Here is a 16164-nt window from a genome sequence, read left to right on the forward strand (position 1 = left end):
CACCAAAGCCGCACTCCGAGCACTCAAACGACACCTCACCAACACCATCTACCAAGCACTCAAAGCAGACTTGACATAGAAGCTTCTTTCGCGACATCCGATGTCCCGAAAGTGGCTTTCGCGACGCCTCCGGCTTCCCGGGCGAGCCGCATTCAGAGGACTAAACGCGGGATTCGCGGACGCTCCGGAAGTACAGGAACCGCGGCTCGGTCCGCAGTTTCGCGTACCACTTCGGGTCCGCGTCGGCGATCGATTCGTCCGGCATCGGTTCGACCAGCCGGTCGACCGCGAAACCGGCGTCCCGCACCGCGTCGAAAGTCCAGCTCAGCGGCCGCCGGTAGAAGCGGACCTTCTGCCCCGCCGGGAACTCGTCCTCCAGCAGTTCGAGCTCGAAGTAGTTCCGCTTGTCGAACCAGCGCCAGTCCTCACCGGGATGGTGCACCGAGAACACCAGGATCCCGCCCGGCTTGAGCACCCGCCGGAACTCCGCCAGCGCCGGCCCCCAGTCCTTCAGGTAATGCAGCACCAGCGACGCCGTGACGACGTCGATCGAAGCGTCCTCCAGAAAGGGCATCGGCCGCGAAACGTCCGCCGTCTCGAAGCGGGCGACGTGCCCGAACTTCTCCCTCGCGACGGCGACCATGCCCTCGCTGGCGTCGACGCCGAGAACGTCCGCGCCCTTCTCGGCGAGCAGGGCGCTCAGGTGTCCCGCCGCGCTGCCGACGTCCAGCACCCGTTTGCCCGCCACGTCCCCGGCCAGCTCCACGACGGCGGGACGGTCGTAGTGGGCGTTGGTGCTGCTGGTTTCGGCGTGCGCCGCGTAGAGCCGCGCGAAGCCGTCGTACTGTGCCGCGCGCGCCCGTTCGATGATCTCGTCGATCACCTTGGTCTTGGCGTCGGCGTAGTGCTGGATGTACTTCCAGGTGCGCGACGCCAGTTCGCGTTTCTTGGCCTCGTAGAGATTCCGCTCGTCGTCGTGCGCGATGAGACGGTCGCGGAAGAGGCGGTAGCGCTCGGCCTGGCCGTTGTCCGGCGAGTAGACGTGCAGGTTGATGTTCGTGTCCGGGCCTTTGAAGCAGCGGTGCTTCTCCCAGTCCGGTTCGCGGATGACGAGTTTGTAGCCCTCGGCCTCCAGCTGCGGCACGTAGGCGTCCTCGTCGGCCGAATCGGCGACGATCAGCATGATGTCGATGATCGGTTTCGCGCACAGTCCCGGCACCGACGTGGAGCCGACGTGCTCCAGGACCAGCGCGCGCTCCCCCAGGATCCCCCTGATGCGCTTGGCTTCCCGGTCGAACAGCCCGGGCCACTCCGGATCGTATTCGGCCAGGGTGACGGTGGAATTCAGTACCGGAGCCTCGTCGACCCAAATGTCGTTGATGTCTTCTTCGCTGTAGGCGGCTTGATCGGGTTTAGGCATCGACCCCTTGTTCCTTCCTCAAGGCAGTCGGCCAGATTATCGAATCCGGGCGCTCTTGTCAGGCGCTTTCACCGAAGAAGGTTCCGGGTCCCGTCATGAGGCCAGGAGCAGTTGACGAGTGGGTCGTGAGTGTTATTGGTCGTTCTAACCCTCATTGCCACTCACGACCCCCGCAACAACCGTACATACGTGCGCAAAGAGGAGATTCGGTCGTCGGAACCAGGCCTGCGTCATCTCGACTTTGCCGAGACCTGCCCCGCCGAGCCGTGCGACCTCGCCCGGTCAGGAGATCGGCAAAGAAAGGATCCCGCCGGTCGCCTCACGTAGCGCGTCCCGCATCTCCGCCCGCGGCGCGGGCTGCCCGGTGAAGTACTCGGACTGCCCGAAAGCCTGATGCAGCAACATGTCCAGCCCGGTCGCGAGCCGGCCGCCCCGTTCGGCGACGGCTTCGGCGAGCGCGGTCGGCCAAGGGTGGTAGATGACGTCGAGGACGCATCCGATCCCGGACAGCTCCGCCAGATGCGGCCGGACGGCGTCCGGGGGCACGGTGTTCACCAGCACCGCCGAATCGGCCGCGAGTTTCCCGAAGTCGGCTTCGGTCCAGCGCAGGACATCGACGTCGAGCCCGGCCCGCTGAGCCGCGTCGACCGTTTCCGTCGCCCGCGCCGGATCCCGCACGACGAGCCGGACCGTCCGCACGCCGAGCGACGCCAGCCCGACGACGGCAGCGGCCGCGGTCCCGCCCGCGCCGAGGACGACGGCGGCGTCGTCGGCACCGGGCGAATACTCCCCCGCGATCCGCAGCGCCTCGGTGACGCCGTCGACGTCCGTGCAGTCGGCGAGCCAGCCGGTTTCCCGGCGTACCAACGTGTTCGCCGCGCCGACGGCGGCCGCGCGCGGCGTGACCTCACCGGCGTACTCCAGCGCGGCCCGTTTCCCCGGCATGGTCACCGAAAGCCCGGTCCACTCCGGACCGAGACCGTCGACGAACGCGGGCAGCCCGGGACCGTCCATCTCGACCCGCTCGTAGGTCCAGCCGTCCAGCCCCAGCGCGCGGAAGGCGGCGCCGTGCAGGACGGGCGAGAGCGAGTGTTCGACCGGTTTCCCGAGGATCGCGGCCTTGCGCTCAGATGACACCGCGCCTCACCGCGTCGTCTCGGTTCTTCTTGTGCTCGTCGAAATTCACCGCGAAACAGGACAGCCCGTTCTTCTCGCATTTCACGAAGAACAGCCACTCCCCCGCCGCCGGCTTCAGCGCGGCCTGGATCGCCTCCGGGCTCACGACCGCGATCGGCGTCGGGGTCAGGCCGACCAGCTTGTAGGTGTTGTAGGCGCCCGCTTTTTCGCGTTCTTCGGGTTTGGTGAGCAGGGTCGGCCGGTCGAGGACGTAGTTGACCGTCGAGTCCATCTCGAGCCGCATCTTCTTGTCGAGCCGGTTGTAGATGACCCGCGAGATCTTCCCGAAGTCGGCCTTCACGGCCTCGCGTTCGATGATCGACGCGATGACGAGCGTCTCGTAGGGCGACTTGCCCTCGCCCTTCGACTGCTCGCTCAGCCCGGCGTTGAGGATCCGGTCCGCCGACGTCTTGACGACGTAGGTGAGCAGTTCCTCGGCCGTCCAGCCGGGTTTGACGTTGTAGATACCCGGGGCGATCAGCCCTTCGAGGCGGCGGTCCTTGTGCTCGGCCTTCGTCGCGGGCTCGACGGCCCACGGCGGGACACCCAGCTTCGCCAGATCCGCGGTCTCGATCGTCTTGCGCAGTTCCTCGACCGGGACACAGGTGCTCTTGCCGTTCAGGTCGGCGCAGGAAGCCTTGGACAGCAACGTGTACACCCCGGGCGTCACCTTGCCGTCGGGCTGGGTGATGTCGTGGAACTGGGTGTACGGCCGGATCTCGACCTGGCCGACCTTCGTCGTGGGAGCGAGCATCTTCTCGACCGCGCTGGCCCCGGACATCTTCGTCTTCATGACGTAGTAGCCCTGCTGGAGCCGCGAGACGGCGGCGTTGTCCTCGCCCGCCTTCACGAACGCCTTGCCGCTGGCGACCACCCCGGCCGCCTGCAGCCGGTTGCCGATCGCCGACGTCGAGTCGCCCTTCTCCACCTGGACGAGGACGTCGCCCTCGCCGGTGCCCTCGTAGTCGTCGTAGCCGAAGATCTCGGTGAAGCCGTAGTAGGCACCACCGGCGAGCAGGACGAGCACCGTCAGCGCGGCGATCCAGCCCAGCGCGCGCTTCTTCCCGCGCTTCTTGGGCGGCGGCCCCTGACGTTCCGGGCGCTCGTCCTCGATGCGCTCCGGCTCGGCACGGTCCTCGTCGTCGTAGTCCTCGTAATCCTCGTAGTCGTCGTACTCGTCATAGTCGTCGTACGCGTCGTCGCCGAAGATCTCGTTGTATTCCTCTTCGCTTCCCTGAGGCGGCGAAGAAGGAGCCGCGCCCGGACGCCGTGCCATCGGCGCCTCCTGGATCGCGGGGAGGATGTCGGTCGGCCGCTCGTCCGGGAGCGGGCCGTCGTCCTCGCGGCGCCTGCGGCGGCCGGGACGGGGTGCCTCGTCCTGCGCGTAGGCGGGCATGCCAAGACCCCGGTCACCCGGCTGGGGGGACCGCCGCTGCGGCGCGGGGGGCGGTGGCGGGACCGCGGGTTCCGGGGCCCGCCTCGGGGGAACCGGACGCGGCGGTTCCTCGGCGGCACGCCGGGCTCGCGGCGGCGGTTCTTCCGGCGACCGGCGGGCACGCGGCGGTTCTTCCGCCGGGCGCCGCACGGGCGGTTCCTCGCGGATGTGCCGTCGTCCCGTCGGCTGGGGTTCGGGCCGTCGACGCGGCGGGGCCGGTGGCGGGCTGGCCTCCTCAGGCTCCCGTAACCGTCGTCTACCGCCCTGACGGCGCTCGGGCCGGCCGTGGGGCTCGGTCATGTATCGCCCTTCCGTGCGCGATGTGCCGCTACCGCGTCGATCCATGCCTGCAGGATCTCGACCGCGGCCGCCTGATCGACGACGGCACGTTGCTTACGTCCCTTCACCCCACGCTGCGACAGCATCCTGGATGCCGTCACCGTGGTCAACCGCTCGTCGGCCAGTCGCACCGGCACCGGCGCGATCCTGGCGGCGAGCTTTCCGGCGTAGTCGAGTGCCGCTTCGGCCGCCGGGCCGTGACGGTCCTTGAGCGTCCTCGGCAAGCCGACGACGACTTCGACCACGTCGTGTTCCGTGACGATTTCGACGAGCCGGTCGACGTCCTTGTCGCCCGCCGCGTCGCGAGTGAGGGTAACGAGCGGGCTCGCGAGGATGGGGTCGGGATCGCTGAGCGCGATCCCGACCCGGACGGATCCGACATCCACCCCGAGCCGCCTGCCGCGCCCCGGATCGGACTCCCCTGGCCGATCCGGGCGCCGCTGGGGGGCGTCGTCAGCCAACTTGGGCGACCGCCGCGCGCAGTGAGGCGATGGCCTGGTCGGCCCCGGCCGGGTTGGTGCCCCCGCCCTGTGCCATGTCCGGCTTGCCGCCGCCACGGCCACCGATCGCCTCGGCGAACGACGGGACGAGCTTGCCCGCCGCGACGCCCTTCTCCTGCGCCGCCTTCGTGGTGGCGACGACGAAGGCGACCTTCTCGCCTTGCGGGGCGAACAGCGCGACGATGCCGGGCCGGTCGCCGAGCCTGCCGCGGATGTCCGAAGCCAGCGCGCGCAGACCGTTCGAGTCGACGCCTTCGCCGAGCTTCTGGGCGACGACCGCGATCCCGCCGATGTCCTCGGCCTTGTCCGCGAGCGAGCCCGCCGAGCCGAGCACCTGCCGGGTGCGCAGCTGCTCGATCTCCTTCTCGGCGTTCTTGAGCCGGGTGAGCACGTCGTCGATGCGCGACGGCAGCTGCTCCGAGGGCACCTTGAAGGTGTTCGCGAGCTGCGAGACGAGCAGCTGCTCCTTGCGGACGTACTTGAGCGCGTCCGTGCCGACGAGCGCCTCGACGCGGTGCACGCCGGAACCGATGGACGAGTCGCCCACCAGCTTCACCAGGCCGAGCTGACCGATGCGGTCGACGTGGGTGCCACCGCAGAGTTCGCGGGAGTACTCGCCCATGTCGACGACGCGGACGTCGTTGCCGTACTTCTCGCCGAACAGCGCGACCGCGCCCAGTTCGAGGGCCTTGTCCTTCGTGGTGACGAAGGTGTTCACCTCGACGTTGGTCTGGAGGTAGTCGTTGACCTCCTCCTCGACCTCGGTCAGCACGTCGGCCGACACGCCACCGGAGGTGGTGAAGTCGAAACGCATGCGGCCCGGCGAGTTCAGCGAACCGGCCTGCGCCGCACGCTTGCCGTACGCGCCGCGCACGGCGGCGTGGACGAGGTGCGTCGCGGAGTGCGACCGCTCGATCGACAGGCGGCGGTGCTGGTCGACCGAGCCGGTCAGCGAGCTCCCGATGCCGACCTCGCCCTCGAGCACCTCGACGCGGTGCACGAACAGGCCCGGCACGATCTTCTGCACGTCGTGGACCTTGAGTTCGACGCCGTCGCCGAGCAGCACGCCGGTGTCGGCGACCTGGCCACCGCTCTCGGCGTAGAACGGCGTGCGGTCCAGGACCAGCTCCGCCTTCTTGCCCGCGCCGACACTGGAGACCGGCACGCCGTCTTCGAGCAGCGCGACGACCTTCGCCTCGGCCTGCAGGTCGGTGTAGCCGAGGAACTCGGTCTCGCCGTTCCGCTCCAGCACCTTGCGGTACTCCGACAGGTCGCCGTGACCGGTCTTGCGCGTCGCGGCGTCCGCCTTCGCGCGCTGCCGCTGCTCGTTCATGAGCGTGCGGAAGCCCTCTTCGTCGACGGTGAGGCCCTGCTCGGACGCCATCTCCAAGGTCAGGTCGATCGGGAAGCCGTAGGTGTCGTGCAGCTGGAACGCCTTGTCCCCGGCCAGCAGCGAACCGCCGGACCGCTTGGTCTCCTCGGCCGCGAGGTCGAAGATGCGCGAACCGCTGGTGAGCGTGGAGAGGAAGGCCTCCTCCTCGACGCGCACGACGTCCTCGATGCGGTCGAACCCGGAGACGAGCTCGGGGTACGTCGGGCCCATCGTGTCGCGGACGACCGCGGCGAAGGCGGGCAGCACCGGCTCGTGCACGCCGAGCAGGCGCGCGGAGCGGATGATGCGGCGCAGCAGGCGGCGCAGCACGTAGCCGCGGCCGTCGTTGCCCGGGGTGACGCCGTCGCCGATGAGCAGCACGCCGGTGCGGGCGTGGTCGGCGATGACGCGGAAGCGGACGTCGTCGGTGTGGTCGGAGCCGTAACGGCGGCCGGAGAACTCCTCGGCGCGGCCGATCACCGGGCGGACGAGGTCGGTCTCGTAGACGTTCTCGACGCCCTGGAGGATCGTCGCGACCCGCTCGACACCCATACCGGTGTCGATGTTCTTCTTCGGCAGCTCACCGATCGGCTTGTGGCCGTGCTTCGGGCTCTTGTCACCCCGCACGTCCTGCATGAAGACGAGGTTCCAGATCTCGATGTAGCGGTCCTCGTCGGCGACCGGGCCGCCCTCGCGGCCGTAGTCGGGGCCGCGGTCGTAGTAGATCTCCGAGCACGGGCCACCGGGACCGGGTACGCCCATGTCCCAGTAGTTGTCCTTGCCGTCACGGGACTGGATGCGCTCGCCGGGCAGGCCGGTGAGCTTCTTCCACAGTCCCGCGGCCTCGGAGTCGTCTTCGTAGACGGTCGCCCAGATGCGCGCCGGGTCGAGGCCGTAGCCGCCTTCGCTCTGGGGCTTGGTGATCAGCTCCCAGGCCGCCTCGATGGCGCCTTCCTTGAAGTAGTCGCCGAAGGAGAAGTTCCCGGCCATCTGGAAGAAGGTGTTGTGGCGGGTGGTCTTGCCGACCTCGTCGATGTCCGGCGTGCGGACGCATTTCTGGACGCTGGTCGCGCGCGGGTACGGCGGCGGGGCCTCGCCGAGGAAGTACGGCTTGAACTGGACCATGCCTGCGTTGACGAACAGCAGGTTCGGGTCGTCGAGGATCAGCGGCGCGCTGGGGACGCGCGTATGTCCCTTGTTCTCGAAATGGCTCAGAAAACGCTGGGTGATTTCGTGTGTTTCCACGGGATCGTCCTTGTATACGGGCTCGCGCGAAGGCGCTGGGAATGCGGACAGGCGGGAACGGCGAAGGGCTGGGGATCTTCCGGTCGCGGACGCGACCCGATCAGCCCTCCGCCCGGCGAGCTCGCCGGACCGGGCGCCGCGACGACGCCGCGTGCCTGCCCTCGGTCACGGGGGCCGTGCTCAAGCCGGTCCGTTCGGACACCATGTCGTGCAACTCCTGTTCCCGTTCGCTCATCCCGGCGCGGACCTCCGCGCCGAACGAACCGACGGCGCCCGCGAGTTCCCGCACGGCGTCGCCCAGGTTCGAGGCTAACCCCGCCGGCGTGGCCTGGCGAGCGGTTTCCGTCGCTTTGCGTGACAGGGCGACACCGGCGACCACGCCGACACCGAGCCAGAACAGGCGCTTCATTTGCGGCCCCGCTTCTTCGCCGGGCGGGAGGCTTTCGCTTCCGCCTTCTTCCGGCGGGCCTTGATGGCCTTGCTGAGGCCGTAGGACAGCGCGGCCGTCTTCACCAGCGGACCGCCGAGCGTCGCGGTGAACACCGACGACAGCGCGGACACGTTGCCGGAGACGGCCTGCGCGTTGGCGGTGATGCCGTCGACCCGCTCCAGCTGCGTGTTGACGTGCGTGATCGTCTCGTTCGCGCCGATCAGCAGCGGGTCGGTGTTCTCGTGCGCCTTGCGGATGGCGATCGTGGCCTCGTCCAGGGTCCGGCCGAGCTTGAACAGCACGATCGCCAGCAGCACGACGAGTACGACGAATGCTCCTGCGGCGATCAGCGCGGCGATCTGCCCTGCCGACACGGGCCCTCCTCAAGGGTCTGCGGTCTTGGTGCCCGTGAGGTTACCGCGCAGGCGGCCGTCCAGCGGCGTCACCCCGCCGGACGGTCACTCAGCGCAGCGACCTCACGACCGGCGGGCGGGAACCGGAGGTCAGCGCCCGCTCTTGGGCGCGGTGGTCCTCGCGTGCTTGGGCGGGTCTTCGGGCGTGCGGCCGTTGCGGCGGTCGTTGTCCGGCTGCGGGGAGGTGGAGGGGGCCCGCGTGTCGGGCGCGCCGGCTGGGTCGGGCTTGGCGGGCGGGGTGGGCGAAGCCGTGGTCCCGGCCGGAGGCGGCCCGGCGCTCGTTCCCGGAGTCTCGCGAACCGGCTCGGGTGCTCCCCCTGATTCCGGCGTTTCCGGCGGCGAAGCCGTTCGAGGCCCGGCAGGCGGCGGCGTGGGCGGCGCCGCGGTGGACGGTGCCGTCACCGGCGGCCGGGGCGTCGCCTGCGGCGCGGGCAGCGGCCAGGGGCGCAGCGCGGTGGGCAGCTCCGGCACGCCGGAGAACGCGACGAGAAGGAGGACTCCGTAACAGGCCGCGGCGCCGGCACTGATCGCGACCCGGCGGACGAAGACGCGGCGACGGCCACTGGGGTCTGCGAACATCTGTCTCACGAGGCCTCCCCGCCGTCGTTTCGTCGTGATGCTCGAGAACCACGGCCATCCGGTTTCCGACTCCGAGTCGACCTGTTCGGTTCTTGTCACGTTCATATTACTGGGACAAGGTTCCGGCATGCCTGAACTGTCTCGCCGCACGTTGCTGGGCGCCACCGGCGCCGCGGCCGCCACCACGCTTCTCCCGCCGTCCGTGCACGCCGCCATGGCCGAACCCATGCGGCGGGGCGGGCTCGACGCGATCGAGCACGTGATCGTGCTGATGCAGGAGAACCGGTCGTTCGATCACTACTACGGCAGCCTTCGCGGGGTCCGGGGCTTCTCCGACCCGCGTCCGCTCGAGCTGCCGTCGGGGAGATCGGTGTTCGAGCAGCCGAATCCCGCCGGCGGCACGGTACTGCCGTTCTCGGTGCGCGAGGCGGCCGAACTCGCCGGCCGGAACGCGGACGACATCCAGTATCTCGGCGACCTCGACCACAGCTGGAACGGCAGCGGCAAGGCGTGGGCGCGTGGCTGGAACAACGGCTGGATCGCGGCGAAGACACCCGCCACCATGACCTACTACGAGCGCCGCGACATCGCGCTCCAGTACGAACTCGCCGACACCTTCACCATCTGCGACGCCTACCACTGTTCGATCTTCGGCTCCACCAACCCGAACCGCAACTTCCTGTGGACCGGGACCACCGGGTTCGAGCCGGGCAGCACGACGAACCGGGCGGTCACGAACGCGGCGTACTCCTACGACCACAAGGGCTACGACTGGACGACGTACCCGGAGCGCCTGGAGGCCGCCGGGGTGCCGTGGCAGATCTACCAGGAGTGGGACAACTTCACCGACAACGCGGTCGAGTACTTCGTGCCGTTCAAGAAGGTCGGCACGAAGATCCTCGCCTCGGTCGAGGAGAGGTTCCGCACCACCGAGGAGTTCTACGACACCCTGCCCAAGAAGACCCCCGAAGAGCGCGCCAAGCTGCTCGCGCAGTTCGACGCCGGGGTCGCGAAACTGACGCCCGCCGAGCGGAACCTGTTCCGGAAGGCCATGTACCGCAGCGAGCCGGAGACGCTGGTGACCCGGCTGAAGGCGGACATCCAGGCGCGGCGCCTGCCCGCGGTGAGCTGGCTGGTGCCGTCCGCGAAGGACTCCGAGCATCCCGGCGCGTCCACTCCGGTCGGCAGCGCGAACCTGATCTACCGCGTGCTCGACGCACTCGCGTCCGACCGTGAGACGTGGTCGAAGACGGTGCTGCTGATCAACTTCGACGAGAACGACGGCTACTTCGACCACGTCCCGCCGCCGATACCGCCCGGGAACGCGGCCAACGACGCGGACCACTTCAACGGACAGCCGCTCGGCTTCGGCCCGCGCGTGCCGATGACGGTCGTCTCGCCGTGGTCGATCGGCGGCCACGTCGACTCCACCGTGTACGACCACACCTCGGTCCTGCGGTTCCTCGAACGCTGGACCGGGATCGCCGAGCCGAACATCAGCAAGTGGCGGCGGACCGTCGCGGGCGACCTCACCGGCGCCTTCGACTTCTCGCGCGCCGGGCGCCAGCCGCGGGTGAACCGGCCCGGCCCGGTGCCCGCGCCGATCAGCCGCTGGCGGCCGTCCGCCCCGGCGGAGCAGAGCCTGCCCGTCGCCGAGCCCGGCGACCGGCCGTCGCGTCCGCTGCCGTACCAGGTTTCGGTGTCCGGAGCGGTGGACAAGTCGGGGAATCTGGCGCTGTCGCTGGCGAACAGCGGCTCGTCTTCGGCGCATTTCGCGCTGTACCCGTACAAGGGCGAGTTCGCCGAGCCCGCGCACCGCGACGTCCGCGGCGAGGCGCCGGAGCTCGTGCGGCTTCCCGGTGACGAATACCGCGTCGTCGTCCAGGGGCCGAACCGGTCGTGGTGGGAACTGCGCGGGAACCGTCGCGGGGCCGCCGCGGGTGTCGATGTCCGGACGCGGTTCCTGACGTGGCGCTCGGGTGTCGAGTTCAAGCTGTCCAACTCGGGCACTTCGGCGCTGACGCTGCGGCTGTCGTCTTCGCGCTTCACGCGGGTCGTGCGGGTCGGGGCGGGACGTTCGGTCACGGTGGACTGGCCGGTTTCGGGCGGCTGGTACGACGTGAAGGTCACCGCGGACGGGGATCCGTCGTTCCTGCGGACGCTGACCGCGCGGGTGGAGAACGGTCGGACTCGCTAAAACCTCGTGAGTGGTAAGGACGGTTAGAACCGTCCTTACCACTCACGAGCCTTAATCGGTTGCGGGCCGGTCGCTGTCGTTTCTAGCGTCGCTTATGACCGCCACCCTGCACGCGCTCCGTATCGCCGCGCACGATCCGCACGCCCTCGAACGGTTCTGGTCCGGACTGCTCGGCCGGGAAATCGACGACATCGGCTTCCGGCTGTGGTTCGTACGGAGCGACGAACCGAAGACCCGCCAGAACCAGATGCATTTCGACCTGACGAGCGAGTCTCCGGAGGACCAGCGCCGCACGGTCGCGAAGGCACTCGAACTCGGCGGACGGCATATCGACATCGGCCAGCTTCCCGAAGAGAAGCACGTGGTGCTCGCCGACCCCGAGGGCAACGAGTTCTGCGTCATCGAGCCGGGCAACGACTTCCTCGCCGAATGCGGTTTCGTCGGCGCCATCGCGAGCGACGGTTCGCAGGAAGTCGGCTACTTCTGGAGCAAGGCGCTCGGCTGGCCCCTGGTGTGGGACCAAGACCAGGAGACCGCGATCCGGTCGCCGCACGGCGGCCCCAAGATCACCTGGGGCGGTCCGCCGTTCACGCCGAAGACCGGACCGAACCGGCTGCGTTTCGTTGTGACCGGCCCGTTCTCCGAAGTCGAGCGGCTGGTCTCGCTCGGCGCGACCCGGCTCGGCACCGGCCGGGACGGAGAGGTGGGGATGGCGGATCCCGACGGGAACGAGTTTTCTGTCGTAGTGCTCCGCAGTACCGACGACACGCAGGATGCCTCCTGCTGAAACCACACCCTCTGGCATCAGGTGGCGTCGGACGCCGCGAGATTTCGGACCGAGTGCAGAGCCAGCGGCAGAAGCGCGACTACGAAGTAGGTGACCCCTCCGAGTATCGCGACCTGTGGCATGCCGGCTGCCGACGCGATGGGCACTACAGCCAGTTGCCCGGCTGGTATAGCCACATAAGAGCCGAAATCGTCGTATGACGTCACTCTCGAGATCATGGTGTTCGGGATGTTCCGTTGGCGCACTGTGTCCCAGGCGATGCCGAACAACGCGGAACCCAACCCGGAGACGAAGGTCGCGATAGCCAGCGGGACGAGGTTCGAGCCGGCGCCGAGCAGTACGAGCGGGACCGCCGTCGCCGACATCGTGATCATGCCTGTCAGGAGTGGCCGCCGAACCGCGATCTTGATCATCGCCAAACTGGCGACCACCAGCCCTGCCGCCTTCACACTGGTGACCAGACCCCAGCCTGTCGCGCCGATCGTCGTCGAGGCCATAGAGGGGCCGAGTACCTGCCAGACGCCCATCTGAATCGCGTTCAGAAACATAAAAGCGAGGGTGATCGACCAGATCCACGGCGTCGAACTGAAGTAGGACCATCCTTCGCGGAGGTCTCGCAGCAGGTTGACAGAGGTCGACTTCGCTTTCGTTGGCAGGACAACGCGGGTCAGGCACGTCGCGGCGATGAAAAAAGATGCGGCGTCCAGCGCGATCGCCCACCCGCCGCCCACGGCCGCGACGAGAACACCGGCCACGGAAGGGCCCAGGATTCGGGCCGCGTTCCGGGAGGCGCTGAGCATCGAATTCGCCTTCTGAATGTTGGCGCTGTCGACAAGCTGTGGAACGATGCCTCGCATCGCCGGACTGATGAAGGCCTGCAACGTGCCGTTGACCAATGCCAGGAATACAAGGAACAGCGGATCCTGTTTGGTAAGCACGCAGAACGCAACACAAGCCTGGGAAAGTCCTGCCCCGACGTTGGTGATCCGAAGTAATACGTCACGTCGCCAACGGTCGGCCACGCTGCCACCGACGATGACGAACACGACCTCGGGCACCATCGCGGCGGCCAGGACGAAGCCGAGATACTCCGGACTGGATGTTGTTTCCAGCACAGCGAAGGCAAGCGCTACCGGCGTCATGGAACTTCCGAGCACAGACACGACCCTGCCGACGAAGAACCACCGAAATGGGCGTGGGCTCAGCGGCACATCGATCTGACTTCGGAACACTGGATCAGCGCCCGAGGTGTTTGCCATCGCCACCCCTCCTCGATGCCACCATTCGGGAACCAGCCTTGAACTCGGGTCCAGCGAGATGAGTACCATGATCATGGCCGTGGGGACGACCTTGCCGACCGAATCACCAATTCGGCCGCACCGGCAAGCAAGACAACAAACCTAGACGAGGGTAAAACGGACAACCTGACCACAGTAAATGGGTCGCCAAATCTTCCCATCTTCGAGCAATTGGATACAGACCGGAATTTCGGACACACACAGGGTGCCGCCGGAGAAGCCAAGCTCTCAGTTACAAGGACTTCCTGCGTCGACACCATGGTTACCGCGCAAGGTTTGGTCGCGCACACCCGCGTCGAAGGGCACGGGGTCATAGCACTCACGGGATGTGGCCGGCGGTATGGCCATCCACGAACCTTGTTGCGCGGCCTGACTTACGCACCGGCACCGGACCGGCGCCCGCTCCTCGACGAAGACCGGACCTGACGAGCCACAGGTACGCTCCGCCGTACGGCACAGGATGGAAATTGGTCTACACCTATTGACGCGCGCCAGGTCAGCGGCTCAAGCTGCTGTGACCGAGGGCCATCTTCCACTGTCGGAGGTTCGGCGTGCCAAGGAGAACCAGGAAACTACTCCCCCTGCTGGCGTCGCTCATCACGCTGGCCGGACTCATGATCGTCGTCATCACCCCGTCCACGTCGAGCGCGGCAGGTCACGAGGACTGCCGTCCCGACGGGCTGTACCGGACACCCGGCGTCGACACCCCCTACTGCACCGTCTACGACACGAACGGCCGGGAATCCCTGGGAGAAGGGCATTCCCGGCGGGTGATCGGCTACTTCACCAGCTGGCGCACCGGAAAGAACGGCGCGCCCGCGTATCTGGCGAGCAACATCCCGTGGACCAAGGTCACCCATCTCAACTACGCGTTCGCGCATGTCGACGCGCAGAACAAGGTGTCGGTCGGCGCCCCGGGCCCGAACAACGAGTCCATCGGCATGGAATGGCCGGGCGTGCCCGGCGCCGAGATGGATCCCTCGTTGCCCTACAAGGGACATTTCAATCTGCTGAACAAGTACAAGAAACAGTACCCGAACGTGAAGTCGCTGATTTCGATCGGCGGCTGGGCCGAGACCGGCGGTTTCCTCAATCCGGACGGCACGCGCAACGCGTCGGGCGGGTTCTACAAGATGACGCAGAGCCAGGCGAGCATCGACACCTTCGCGGATTCGGTCGTGAAGTTCCTGCGCGACTACGGATTCAACGGCGCGGACATCGACTACGAGTACGCGACGTCGGCGAACTACGCCGGCAACCCGGACGACTACTGGATCGCGCAGGCCAACCGGGGCACCCTCTGGGCGGGCTACGAGAACCTGATGCGCACGTTGCGCCACAAGATCGACCAGGCGGGCGCCGCCGACGGCAAGCACTACCTGCTGACCGCGGCCGTCCCCGCGTCCGGCTGGCTGCTGCGCGGCCAGGAGGTCTACGGCGTCACGCAGTATCTCGACTACGCCAACATGATGAGCTACGACCTGCACGGCGCGTGGAACCAGTTCGCCGGGCCGAACGCCGCGCTCTACGACAACGGCAAGGACGCGGAACTCGCGCATTGGCAGGTGTACACGACACCGCAGTACGACGGGCAGGGTTACCTCAACACCGACTGGGCGTATCACTACTTCCGCGGCGCCATGCAGGCCGGCCGGATCAACATCGGCGTCGGGTTCTACACCCGCGGCTGGCAAGGCGTGTCCGGAGGGACGAACGGTTTGTGGGGCACCGCTCCACTGCCGGACCAGAAACAGTGTCCACCGGGAACCGGATCCCACGTCGGCTCGACCGTGCCGTGCGGCAACGGCGCGATCGGCATCGACAACCTCTGGCACGACATGAGCCTGACGGGCGCCGAGGTACCGGCGGGTGCGAACCCCATGTGGCACGCGAAGAACCTCGAGAACGAGATCACCCCGGACTACCTGGAGAAGTACGGGCTGGACCCGAAGAACAACCCGAAGGACCGGCTCTCCGGCTCCTACAACAGGTTCTACGACAACACGATGGTGACGCCGTGGCTGTGGAACAACGACAAGAAGGTGTTCCTGTCCACTGAGGACGAAGAGTCGCTCGCCACGAAGGCCAAGTACGTGGCCGACAAGGGCATCGGCGGCATCATGATCTGGGAGCTGGCGGGCGATTACGCCTTCGACAGCGCCAAGGGCCAGTACTTCATGGGCGACACGCTGATCACCAAGATCAACGACGGCCTGCGCGGCGCCGCCCCGTACGGCAACGCCAAGTCGCCTCGTCCCGCGCCTACGTCGGTGCTGAACGCGCACGTCAACCTGACCGGTTTCGCGCTGGGCGACGCGAACTATCCGATCACCCCGCGGATGCGCATCACCAACAATTCGACCACCACCATCCCCGGTGGGACGAAGATCGAGTTCGACTACGGCACGAGCGCGCCAGGCAGCATGTCCGACCAGTCCGGCTTCGGACTGACGGTCACGAGCAAGGGCCACAGCGGGCCCAACGTCGGCGGGATGAAGGGAGACTTCCAGCATGTCGCGGTGACCGTGCCCAGCTGGCAGACCATCGCCCCGGGCGCCACGATCGAGATCCGGCTGAACTACTACATGCCGATCGCGTCGCCGTCGAACTTCACGTTCACCTTCGGCGGGACGACGTACGCGATCGCGTCGGACAACCCGCGTGGCGGCGGTTCCCCGCCGACGACCACGACCACACCGACGACGGGCACCACGACCACGACCAGCCCGACGACCACGACCCGGACGACCACCACCACGCCGACGACGACCACCTCGGTGCCGTCCGATGCCTGGAAGCCCGGTGTCGACTACGCCACCGGCGCCAGGGTGACCTACAACGGCACGGCGTACGTGTGCCGTCAGGGCCACCGGTCGCTGTCCGGCTGGGAGCCGCCGAACGTGCCCGCCCTCTGGGCACCCGCCTGACCGACCCCGGCAGCGCGCGAAAGCTCGTGAGTGGCAAGGACGGTTC

12 protein-coding genes are annotated in these 16164 nt (G+C 67.8%); 3 read left to right on the forward strand and 9 right to left on the reverse strand.

All coding sequences use genetic code 11. The features are described from left to right. Positions 1-160: 160 nt before the first annotated feature. The 8 genes from ACFWIW_RS29545 to ACFWIW_RS29580 all read right to left on the reverse strand — a co-directional run bounded on the left by ACFWIW_RS29545 (position 161) and on the right by ACFWIW_RS29580 (position 8918). The gene (locus ACFWIW_RS29545; RefSeq protein ID WP_378371486.1) at positions 161-1420 is read right to left on the reverse strand and encodes a GrpB family protein; all 1260 of its coding nucleotides are present in this window, start codon (positions 1418-1420) and stop codon (positions 161-163) included. Between the two features lie 282 nt (positions 1421-1702). Beyond that, positions 1703-2533, reverse strand: a complete 831-nt coding sequence (locus ACFWIW_RS29550) for a shikimate dehydrogenase (RefSeq protein ID WP_378371553.1) — start codon at positions 2531-2533, stop codon at positions 1703-1705. A 13-nt stretch (positions 2534-2546) separates the two neighbouring features. Then, complete coding sequence (mltG, locus tag ACFWIW_RS29555) at positions 2547-3992, reverse strand: endolytic transglycosylase MltG (protein WP_378371487.1); 1446 nt, start codon at positions 3990-3992, stop codon at positions 2547-2549. Between the two features lie 335 nt (positions 3993-4327). Further along, positions 4328-4831: a Holliday junction resolvase RuvX gene (gene ruvX, locus ACFWIW_RS29560; protein ID WP_378371488.1), complete on the reverse strand. Its 504-nt coding sequence runs from the start codon at positions 4829-4831 to the stop codon at positions 4328-4330. Then, positions 4824-7487 carry an alanine--tRNA ligase gene (alaS, locus tag ACFWIW_RS29565; protein ID WP_378371489.1) on the reverse strand — a complete coding sequence of 888 codons (2664 nt, stop codon included), beginning with the start codon at positions 7485-7487 and terminating at the stop codon, positions 4824-4826. Before alaS ends, ruvX begins: the two co-directional genes overlap by 8 nt. Before the next feature lie 100 nt (positions 7488-7587). After that, on the reverse strand, positions 7588-7896 hold the full coding sequence (locus tag ACFWIW_RS29570; RefSeq protein ID WP_016333063.1) for a hypothetical protein: 309 nt from the start codon (positions 7894-7896) through the stop codon (positions 7588-7590). Beyond that, on the reverse strand, positions 7893-8291 hold the full coding sequence (locus ACFWIW_RS29575; RefSeq protein WP_007031187.1) for a DUF948 domain-containing protein: 399 nt from the start codon (positions 8289-8291) through the stop codon (positions 7893-7895). The genes ACFWIW_RS29570 and ACFWIW_RS29575 overlap by 4 nt, the downstream gene beginning before the upstream one ends. A gap of 129 nt (positions 8292-8420) precedes the next feature. Then, positions 8421-8918 (reverse strand): hypothetical protein, encoded by a 498-nt coding sequence (locus ACFWIW_RS29580; RefSeq protein ID WP_378371490.1) that lies wholly within the window; start codon positions 8916-8918, stop codon positions 8421-8423. Positions 8919-9036: 118 nt separating this feature from the next. Here ACFWIW_RS29580 and ACFWIW_RS29585 point away from each other — a divergent pair, with 118 nt between their 5' ends. Further along, the gene (locus ACFWIW_RS29585; RefSeq protein ID WP_378371491.1) at positions 9037-11106 is read left to right on the forward strand and encodes a phosphocholine-specific phospholipase C; all 2070 of its coding nucleotides are present in this window, start codon (positions 9037-9039) and stop codon (positions 11104-11106) included. Between the two features lie 94 nt (positions 11107-11200). Beyond that, a complete protein-coding gene (locus tag ACFWIW_RS29590; RefSeq protein WP_378371492.1) occupies positions 11201-11893 on the forward strand; it encodes a VOC family protein in 693 nt (230 codons plus the stop codon). Between the two features lie 17 nt (positions 11894-11910). Here ACFWIW_RS29590 and ACFWIW_RS29595 read toward each other — a convergent pair whose 3' ends face one another. Beyond that, complete coding sequence (locus ACFWIW_RS29595; RefSeq protein WP_378371493.1) at positions 11911-13152, reverse strand: MFS transporter; 1242 nt, start codon at positions 13150-13152, stop codon at positions 11911-11913. Between the two features lie 590 nt (positions 13153-13742). Here ACFWIW_RS29595 and ACFWIW_RS29600 point away from each other — a divergent pair. Continuing rightward, positions 13743-16118, forward strand: coding sequence for a chitinase C-terminal domain-containing protein (locus ACFWIW_RS29600; protein ID WP_378371494.1), 2376 nt, complete (start codon positions 13743-13745; stop codon positions 16116-16118). Positions 16119-16164 lie beyond the last annotated feature (46 nt).

Origin of the sequence: Amycolatopsis sp. NPDC058340, assembly GCF_042723975.1 — a bacterium.
Taxonomy (GTDB): domain Bacteria; phylum Actinomycetota; class Actinomycetes; order Mycobacteriales; family Pseudonocardiaceae; genus Amycolatopsis.

Coding starts and splice junctions, on each gene's coding strand:
- ACFWIW_RS29545 (WP_378371486.1), bottom strand. CDS start 1,420: ATGCCTAAACCCGATCAAGCCGCCTACAGCGAAGAAGACATCAACGAC.
- mltG (WP_378371487.1), bottom strand. CDS start 3,992: ATGCCCGCCTACGCGCAGGACGAGGCACCCCGTCCCGGCCGCCGCAGG.
- ACFWIW_RS29570 (WP_016333063.1), bottom strand. CDS start 7,896: ATGAAGCGCCTGTTCTGGCTCGGTGTCGGCGTGGTCGCCGGTGTCGCC.
- ACFWIW_RS29585 (WP_378371491.1), top strand. CDS start 9,037: ATGCCTGAACTGTCTCGCCGCACGTTGCTGGGCGCCACCGGCGCCGCG.
- ACFWIW_RS29590 (WP_378371492.1), top strand. CDS start 11,201: ATGACCGCCACCCTGCACGCGCTCCGTATCGCCGCGCACGATCCGCAC.
- ACFWIW_RS29595 (WP_378371493.1), bottom strand. CDS start 13,152: ATGGCAAACACCTCGGGCGCTGATCCAGTGTTCCGAAGTCAGATCGAT.